10 protein-coding genes are annotated in these 7,395 nt (G+C 66.1%); 7 read left to right on the top strand and 3 right to left on the bottom strand.

The window, feature by feature from the left end:
- Nucleotides 1–287: 287 nt before the first annotated feature.
- Complete coding sequence (locus tag ACQR1B_RS20650; protein ID WP_434833142.1) at nucleotides 288–2,357, bottom strand: methyl-accepting chemotaxis protein; 2,070 nt, start codon at nucleotides 2,355–2,357, stop codon at nucleotides 288–290.
- A 164-nt stretch (nucleotides 2,358–2,521) separates the two neighbouring features.
- On the opposite strand from ACQR1B_RS20650, the gene ACQR1B_RS20645 reads away from it, so the two are divergent.
- From ACQR1B_RS20645 to ACQR1B_RS20625, 5 genes are all read left to right on the top strand, one after another.
- Nucleotides 2,522–3,298 (top strand): transglycosylase SLT domain-containing protein, encoded by a 777-nt coding sequence (locus tag ACQR1B_RS20645; protein ID WP_434833386.1) that lies wholly within the window; start codon nucleotides 2,522–2,524, stop codon nucleotides 3,296–3,298.
- 133 nt (nucleotides 3,299–3,431) lie between these two features.
- Complete coding sequence (locus ACQR1B_RS20640) at nucleotides 3,432–3,716, top strand: DUF2312 domain-containing protein (protein WP_434833143.1); 285 nt, start codon at nucleotides 3,432–3,434, stop codon at nucleotides 3,714–3,716.
- 145 nt (nucleotides 3,717–3,861) lie between these two features.
- Entirely contained in the window at nucleotides 3,862–4,212 is a 351-nt protein-coding gene (locus ACQR1B_RS20635; RefSeq protein WP_434833144.1) for a zinc ribbon domain-containing protein YjdM, read from the top strand.
- Between the two features lie 36 nt (nucleotides 4,213–4,248).
- Complete coding sequence (locus ACQR1B_RS20630; protein WP_284416339.1) at nucleotides 4,249–4,425, top strand: hypothetical protein; 177 nt, start codon at nucleotides 4,249–4,251, stop codon at nucleotides 4,423–4,425.
- 87 nt (nucleotides 4,426–4,512) lie between these two features.
- A complete protein-coding gene (locus tag ACQR1B_RS20625) occupies nucleotides 4,513–4,704 on the top strand; it encodes a hypothetical protein (protein ID WP_434833145.1) in 192 nt (63 codons plus the stop codon).
- A gap of 51 nt (nucleotides 4,705–4,755) precedes the next feature.
- Here the strand turns inward: ACQR1B_RS20625 and ACQR1B_RS20620 are convergent, their stop codons facing one another.
- Entirely contained in the window at nucleotides 4,756–5,727 is a 972-nt protein-coding gene (locus tag ACQR1B_RS20620; RefSeq protein WP_434833146.1) for a VOC family protein, read from the bottom strand.
- 458 nt (nucleotides 5,728–6,185) lie between these two features.
- Between ACQR1B_RS20620 and ACQR1B_RS20615 the strand changes: the two genes are divergently transcribed.
- Nucleotides 6,186–6,401 (top strand): hypothetical protein, encoded by a 216-nt coding sequence (locus ACQR1B_RS20615; protein WP_015667138.1) that lies wholly within the window; start codon nucleotides 6,186–6,188, stop codon nucleotides 6,399–6,401.
- Between the two features lie 237 nt (nucleotides 6,402–6,638).
- Complete coding sequence (locus ACQR1B_RS20610; RefSeq protein ID WP_434833147.1) at nucleotides 6,639–6,869, top strand: FmdB family zinc ribbon protein; 231 nt, start codon at nucleotides 6,639–6,641, stop codon at nucleotides 6,867–6,869.
- 24 nt (nucleotides 6,870–6,893) lie between these two features.
- Here the strand turns inward: ACQR1B_RS20610 and ACQR1B_RS20605 are convergent, their stop codons facing one another.
- On the bottom strand, nucleotides 6,894–7,325 hold the full coding sequence (locus tag ACQR1B_RS20605) for a Rieske (2Fe-2S) protein (RefSeq protein WP_434833148.1): 432 nt from the start codon (nucleotides 7,323–7,325) through the stop codon (nucleotides 6,894–6,896).
- Nucleotides 7,326–7,395 lie beyond the last annotated feature (70 nt).

Raw genomic sequence — 7,395 nt, 5'->3', positions numbered from 1 at the left:
AGAGCGCGCGGACGCCGGCTTCGCTCCACCGAACACACACACTCAAGGAAACCAACCGCCCCTCGAAAAAACAACCCTATCAAACGAGACTTGACTCACAAGACCCCATATGAGGGTGGGCAAAGGCGCGCCAGGGCGCGATGTCGTCAGGCCAAGTCTGCCGTGCGCCGTGCCCACCGCCCCCAGCCCCGCCGCCGATGGTGGGCACGCGCCGCCTCCGGCGCCGCTTTGCCCACCCTCCGCCCGGTTGTCGACGAGGACGATCTGCGATGCGCCTTCACGCCGGCTTACGCGTTGCGCACCGTGCCGAGGAAACCCTCGACCGCCACGCGGAAGCGATCGGCGTCGGTCGACATGCGGCGTACGGAGTCGACCATCGTCGCGCCCGCATTGCCAGTTTGGCGGTTGAGCGCCGCGACCGAGCCGATCGTATCGGTGACGGCGCGGGTGCCTTGCGCGGCCTGCTGGAAGTTGCGCGAGATTTCAGTGGTGGCAGCGCGCTGCTGCTCGACGGCAGCCGCGATCGCCGTCATCTTCTCGTCGATGCCGGAGATGTTGAGGCTGATGGCGCGGATTGCCTCGACCGACTCGCCGGTGGCGGCCTGGATCTCGGCGATCTGCCGGGTGATGTCGTCGGTCGCGGTCGCCGTCTGCGCGGCGAGATTCTTGACCTCGCCGGCGACCACCGCAAAGCCGCGGCCGGCCTCGCCGGCGCGGGCCGCCTCGATGGTCGCATTGAGGGCTAGCAGGTTGGTCTGGCTCGCGATCGCGGTGATCATCTTGACCACCTCGCCGATGCGATTGGCGGCGCGGTCGAGCATCTCGACGGTGGCATTGGTCTGCGCAGCCTTCTCGACCGCCTGGCGCGCGTCGGCGGCGGAGGCCTGCACCTGGGAGGCGATCTCGGAGACCGAGGCCGTTAGCTCCTCCGTGGCCGCCGCGATGGTCTCGAGATTGGTGGTCGCAGTTTCGGCGGCGCTGGCCACCGCCGCGGTCTGCTCGGTGGAATCGTCCACCAGCTTGCGCACGTCGGTGGCGCTGGAATCGAGCTGGCCGGTCGAGTTGCTCATGCTGACGATGACCGCCTGCACCGTGTCGTCGAAGTTGCGACAGGCACTGTCGATCGCCTGCGAGCGCTCCAGCCGCTTGCCCTGGTCGAGCTCGCGCTCACGGGACAACTGCTCGGCGGTGGCGGCGCTTGCGCGCAGGCCCTCGAGGGCAGCAGCCATCGCGCCGAACTCGTCGGCATGGAGGAATTGCGGCACCGGCGTCTGGTAGTCACGCCGGCCGATGCGCTCGATCGCCTGCATCAGCGCGCCGACCGGGCGCACCAGGCGGATGCGCACGGCGCGCAGCGCGAGGCCTGCGACCAGCAGCGCGGCGGTAAAGGCGATCGACTGCACGACGAGGCTGGTCAGCGCCGCGGTCCTGATCGCCTCGGCGCGCTCGATCGAAGCGTCGAGCGCGGTCATGCCGATGGCGATGATGCCGGCGAACGGGCCCTGACAGAAGGCGTTCCATTCCGGCGCCGGCATCACCGGCTTGCCGCCGCCGTCGAGGCCCTTGATGATCTGGTCCATCCGCTGATGCGCCGCCTCGACCTCGCCGCGCGAGGTCTTGACGGCCGTGGCGAGCGCCGAGCCCGTGGCTCCGGCAGTGAGGTCGTCGAGCCCGGCCCAGCCGGAATTGATGGTGCCGCGTCCCTGCGCGACCGCGCTTCGCTGGGCGTCGTCGAGCGGCTTGGAGTTGTTGATGTTGGGACGCAGCGCCGAGCACTGCAGGCCGTAGCGATCGCGGACCTGCCAGGCAAGGCGGCGGGCCTGCACCATCTTGGCGATCGCAGGGTCGGTCATCCAGGCACGGTTGGAGACGGCCAGTGAGGCGGCGTTGGCAGCGTCCAGCGTCTTGGTCATCGCCTCGTACCAGCCATTGGTGCGCGCCAGCACGCGCTCGGCGCGCGGCCGCTCGCCTTCGTCGAACAGCAGCTTGAATTGCGGCAGCGTCGCGTCCCAGCTCGCCTTGAGTCGCGCAATCAGATCGTCGCGCTCGGGCATGTCGACGCCGGCCAATGCCGCGACGATGCCTTCATAGCCCTTGGCTTCGACGCCCTGATAGTCGGTCAACTTGGCGCGCGGATTCTCCTCGCTGAGCAGCGCGCTCTGGATGTCGCCGCGATGGGCGCGCATGACGAGGACGTTCTGGAAGATCACCTTGTCGGCCGCCGTCAGCTGCTCGGTCGCCACGCTCTCGCGATAGCGCCCCGCTGCGCCGCTCATCAGGATCGCCGTAGACACCAGGATGCCCGCTGCCAGCACCGACAACAGCACCATCAGCAAAGTACTGACCGACTTCTTCATCACGCGTCTTTCCACACCACAAAGTGGAACGATGACGCAATTGCGCAAATTCTTCCTTAACCATGGGCCGTCAAACCACGCTCCGAGGTAGTCCGTTGCCGATCAACCCTTCACCGCAGCAACAAAAAGCACGCAAGCCGCGCCGCACGAAGCGCTGGCGCGCGCTGCTGCGCGAGGCGAAGCGAGTAGCACAGCGCGGCGCGCGCGGCCTGCTGCAGTCGGCGAGCGCCACCCCGCGCGGATTGAAGCTGGCAGCCGGCGCCGTGCTGGCCGTCGGCGTGCTCGCGCTGGCCAATCTGGCCTATCACGTCGTGCGCAAGCCGACCGAGCTGTTCGCGATAACTGGGCATTCGCTCGACAAGGAACCGGAGGAGACCTGGCGGCAATACGGCGCGCTGTTCCGCGAGAATGCGACGCGAACGGTCACGCCGGAACTGCTGGCCGCGCTGGCGCAGACCGAGAGCTCCGGCAATCCGGTGGCGCGGACCTATTGGCGCTGGCGCTTCGCGTGGAACCCGTTCGCGCTGTATCAGCCGGCCTCCAGCGCCGTCGGGCTGTTCCAGATGACCGACGGCACCTTTGCCGACGCCGCGCCGTTCTGCATCCGGGATCACGAGGTGGTCAGCGTCAGCTGCGGCTCGCCGAGCCTGTATATCCGCACCTGGCCTGCCCATGCCGTGGCGCTCACGGTGATCTCGCTCGACCGTCAGGTCGCATCCCTGCTCGCGCGCCTGCCCGCCGCGAAGCCGACCGCGCAGCAGAAGCAGGATCTCGCAGCGGTGATTCATCTCTGCGGCTCAGGTCCCGCCGCTGGCTTCGCACGCCGCGGCTTCAGGCCTGGCGATGGCGAGCGCTGCGGCGACCATTCGGTCGCCTTCTATCTCGGCAAGGTCAATGCGATGAAGCGTACCTTCAGCAAATTGGCTGCGCAGAACGGATGACGCGCACGGCCATCGCAGCCGGTCGGTTCCGCGTTAAGCACGTCGGCTTTGCGGTTGTGGGCAACGGCGCACGTTAAGACATTGTCAACGAAGTGCCGCGCATTTTCGGGGCCCCATTAGTGTAGGAGTCACCATGTCAGAGATCGGCATTCCCGGCGCGCGCATCCGGTCCTTCGTCGAGCGGATCGAGCACCTCGATGGCGAATTGGCGGAGCTGAACGAGCAGAAGAAGGAAGTGTTCGCCGAGGCCAAGGGCGAGGGCTTCGACGTCAAGATCCTGAAGGAGATCATCAAGCTGCGGAAGCAGGACCAGGACGAGCGCGACGAGCACGAGACCCTGCTCGACACCTACCTGCGGGCGATGGACGCGGCCGAAACCGAGTCGGCTGCCAAGGCCCCCGAGCGCAAGGCGGCGTGAGACGCGAGGCGCGACTTGCCTTGCTGCCAAACTCGGCGGCGCGCAAAGCCTGCTTGCGCGCTGCCCGCCCTTCGGGATTTTCCTTGCCCGGCTCCATCCGAGCCACTAACGCTGCGCACGCTTCCCGCAGCACTCCGAGGATGAGATGACCGACGCAACGACCTGCCCGCAATGCCGCTCCGAACACGCCTATCAGGACGGCGCGCTGTGGGTCTGCCCGGAATGCGGCCATGAATGGAGCGGCGATGCGGCGGTGGCCGCAGCAGCCGCCGACGATACCAGCATCCGCGATGCCAACGGCAACGTGCTTGCGGATGGCGACAGCGTCATCGTCATCAAGGACCTCAAGGTCAAGGGCTCGTCATCCACGGTGAAGGGCGGCACCAAGGTGCGCAACATCCGACTGCAGGAGGCCAGCGACGGCCACAATATCGCCTGCAAGATCGACGGCATCGGCCAGATGAATCTGAAATCCGAGTTCGTGCGCAAGGCCTAGGGAGCACGAACCGCAGACGATGTTGTCCGAGGCTCCATGAACGGCAACCGTACCTATGCAGTCCGCGTCGAAGGCGCCAAATACGGCGTCGGGTTCGGCTCGGCGCTTGCCATGACCATCTCCTATTCGGCCAACCATTCGATCCTGTGGGCGATCATCCACGGCATCTTCGGCTGGCTCTACGTGATCTACGCGGCGCTGTTCGGCTCCTAGGCCGAGCCGACTTCCGCGTGGCCGCGCGCCGCATCCCGGAACGTTTTGCCGGACAGCCGCGTTCGGATGAACCACCGGAGGACGGCCATGCTGACGGACCACCAGATCGCGATGCTCTGCGACATCGGGCAATCCATCGCCTTTGCCGCCGACCGCCAGGACGAAATCCTCGAACTCATCCGCGAGGGCTATGTCGCCAAGGACGGCGACATCTATGAACTGACGCCCAAGGCGGAAAAGGTGCTGACCGACCGCGGCGCCGGCCTCAACGAGGCCTGATCGCAGGCTGCGATCTCGGTCGGTAAGGAGCGCCGCCGCTAATCAAGCGGCTCACACCTTGATCAGGCGGACTTTCGTGCCCCAGGGATCGGCGGTTTCCAGCCCGTCTGCGATCGCCGTCACCGACGCGCCGGCAGCACGCAGGCGCGCCTCCTGGCCGGCGAGCAGATCCGCGCTACCGACCTCGAAGGAGAACCAGGACAGCCCGGTGGTGCCGTCGTCGCGCCGTCCGGCGCCGGCGCTGTGCCAGGTGTTGGCGCCGATGTGATGGTGATAACGGCCGGACGACAGGAAGGCCGCGCGATCGATCGTTCGTGTGGTGTTGAGGCCGATCAGACCAGTGTAGAAACTGCTCGCCTGACCGATGTCGCCGACCTTCAGGTGGACATGCCCGATGCGCAGGCCCTCCGGCGCGGCGGCATAGTTGCTGGTGCGCTTATCGGTCAGCGCGACGAGATCGTTGACGTCGAGCTGCTCGGTGCCCATCCGGACGGAGCCATCCCGCCATTGCCACAGTTCGGGAGCGCGATCGGCATAGACCTCGACGCCGTTGCCTTCGGGATCGTCGAGATAGACGGCCTCGCTGACATTGTGATCCGCAAATCCCGTGAGCGGGGTCCGGTTGCGCGCGACATGCACGAGCCAGCGCGCGAGGTCCTTGCGGGTCGGCATCAGGAACGCCGTGTGAAACAGGCCGGCGGCACGCGGCGATTCGCGGCTTGCCTCCGGGCGCGGCTCCAGTTCGACCAGCGGCACCCCGCCTGCTCCGAGACGGACCGAGGTCTCGGTCCGCTGCAGAACGGCGAGGCCAATGACGTCACGGTAGAAGGCGGCTACGTTGTCGGGATCGTTCACCCGCAAGGTCACCATTCCGATGCGGATCGGCGTCCGGCTCGCGAAGGTCGGACCGGGGACCGCGCTCGCGCCACCGCCTTCGGCCCGCGCGGCAGCGATGGCGGCCATCGTCATCGACGAGGCGCCGGTGAGCTTGAGCAACGCCCGGCGCGTGAAATCGGCTGTCATGATGTCCCCCGGACTAATTCGTCTTCCTACGGAACCCCGGCCCCGCCGCGCAAGCCCGCCGCGTAGCGAACATCGTCACATGCCTGTGAAAGCCCGCCTCTTACCTCGCCCGGTGCTGCATTCGGAATTCAACAAACGGCCATCGGTCTCGGGGCCTGCGAATTCAACTGCCTGCAAACACTGCAGCACTCCGCGGCCGCTGCCTGTTGTTTGGCGTCGCCCAACTACATCAGCATGGGGCTCCGGAAAAATTGCATAGCAGCGATCCGACAGCCAACTCATCAGCAGCAATCACAGGAACATGCGTGATGTAAGCAGTGAATCCGTCACGCTTCTGTCGCCATGAAGTGACACCCGTAACGCTTCCTTCCGTAGCAGTACGGCTCGGATTCATAACTTGGCACGAACTCTGCTTTCTCGATCCTCACCGGGTCCCACTCTTTGGAGGCAGAATCACCGTGCTCGTCACTCTCGTCGCAATGCTCTGCAACGGCCAACTCTGTATGGAGAAGGTTGTCACCAACAGCGAGATGTCCGGCATCACGATGACATCATGCGCGGTCAGTGCGCAGATCGGAATCGCAGACTGGATGTCCAAGGGTCCGTATCACGAGTGGCGGCTGCAGAGTTACAAGTGCGTCGCCGGCACCTACGTACCGAAGACCCACGCCTGATCCGCGTCCCCCGGCCGGCTGGCGCCTGGATGTCCGGGACCGGCCGCCGGGCAACGGACGCCGTGGCGCCTGTCGAATCCGCGACGGTGGCTGCGTCGCGTTCGGGACGCAGCCGGGATCGAAATGGTCCGCCGGCACGCGAATCAGCACCGATCGGGCCGTGAATCGACGCTGTCACGCCAGATTCGTGCTGGCCCGCTTCATGCAAAGCCCCTCCCGCCAACGAGGGGATGCGTCATGCCGTTCTACAGCTTCCATTGCGCCAGTTGCGCTGAAGATGTCGAGTTGCTGATCGGGATTTCGGAGAAACCGGTGTGTCCGGCCTGCGGCGGACGAAAGCTCACCCGCCTGCCGTCGCTGCCGGCACCGCCGGCGCGCAGCCCCGGCCTGATGAAGGCTGCACGCGCCCAGGCGGCACGCGAAGGGCATCTCAGCAATTTCAGCCGCGCCGAGCGGAAGAAGCGCTGATCAGCCGACGCCTGGCGATCCCGCTCAATCCGACGTGATCTGCACTTCGGGGACGTCATCCTCCGGGTCGTCGATGTCGAGACCGTCCTCTTCGTCCAGGTCGATCCCGGACAGGCAGATGTCGCCATCGTCGATCACGAGCTTGATCGGCGGCAACGCGCGGCCCTGACACGGCCCGATGAAACACTGGCCGGTGTCGAGATCGAACTGCGCGCCGTGCTGGCTGCAGACCAGGAAATTGCCTTCCTCGTCCATGAACTCGCCCGGATGCTTGTCGAGGCGTGAGCCCTGATGCGGGCAGGCATTCTCGAAGCCGTAGAAATTGTTGCCCTTGCGCGTGACCAGGATCGGCCAGGGCTTGGCGCTTCCATCTGCTTCCCGCCGCTGCAGGACGAAGCCTCGCGCGGTGCCGTCATCCACCTCATAGGTCGCGCAGATCGCAAACAGCGTGCTCATCACCCGCCTCCTCTGGCGCATACGCGACATCGCGCGCGCCTGAAGGAGGTCTGCAGCAAGCGCCATGCCA

This window comes from Bradyrhizobium oligotrophicum (assembly GCF_051168495.1).
Taxonomy (GTDB): Bacteria; Pseudomonadota; Alphaproteobacteria; order Rhizobiales; family Xanthobacteraceae; genus Bradyrhizobium; species Bradyrhizobium oligotrophicum_A.
Note: the sequence above shows the minus strand (reverse complement) of the source record. Positions and strands in the feature narration are given on the sequence as shown.

Coding starts and splice junctions, on each gene's coding strand:
- ACQR1B_RS20625 (WP_434833145.1), top strand. CDS start 4,513: ATGCTGACGGACCACCAGATCGCGATGCTCTGCGACATCGGGCAATCC.
- ACQR1B_RS20640 (WP_434833143.1), top strand. CDS start 3,432: ATGTCAGAGATCGGCATTCCCGGCGCGCGCATCCGGTCCTTCGTCGAG.
- ACQR1B_RS20605 (WP_434833148.1), bottom strand. CDS start 7,325: ATGAGCACGCTGTTTGCGATCTGCGCGACCTATGAGGTGGATGACGGC.
- ACQR1B_RS20610 (WP_434833147.1), top strand. CDS start 6,639: ATGCCGTTCTACAGCTTCCATTGCGCCAGTTGCGCTGAAGATGTCGAG.
- ACQR1B_RS20620 (WP_434833146.1), bottom strand. CDS start 5,727: ATGACAGCCGATTTCACGCGCCGGGCGTTGCTCAAGCTCACCGGCGCC.
- ACQR1B_RS20650 (WP_434833142.1), bottom strand. CDS start 2,357: ATGAAGAAGTCGGTCAGTACTTTGCTGATGGTGCTGTTGTCGGTGCTG.
- ACQR1B_RS20630 (WP_284416339.1), top strand. CDS start 4,249: ATGAACGGCAACCGTACCTATGCAGTCCGCGTCGAAGGCGCCAAATAC.
- ACQR1B_RS20635 (WP_434833144.1), top strand. CDS start 3,862: ATGACCGACGCAACGACCTGCCCGCAATGCCGCTCCGAACACGCCTAT.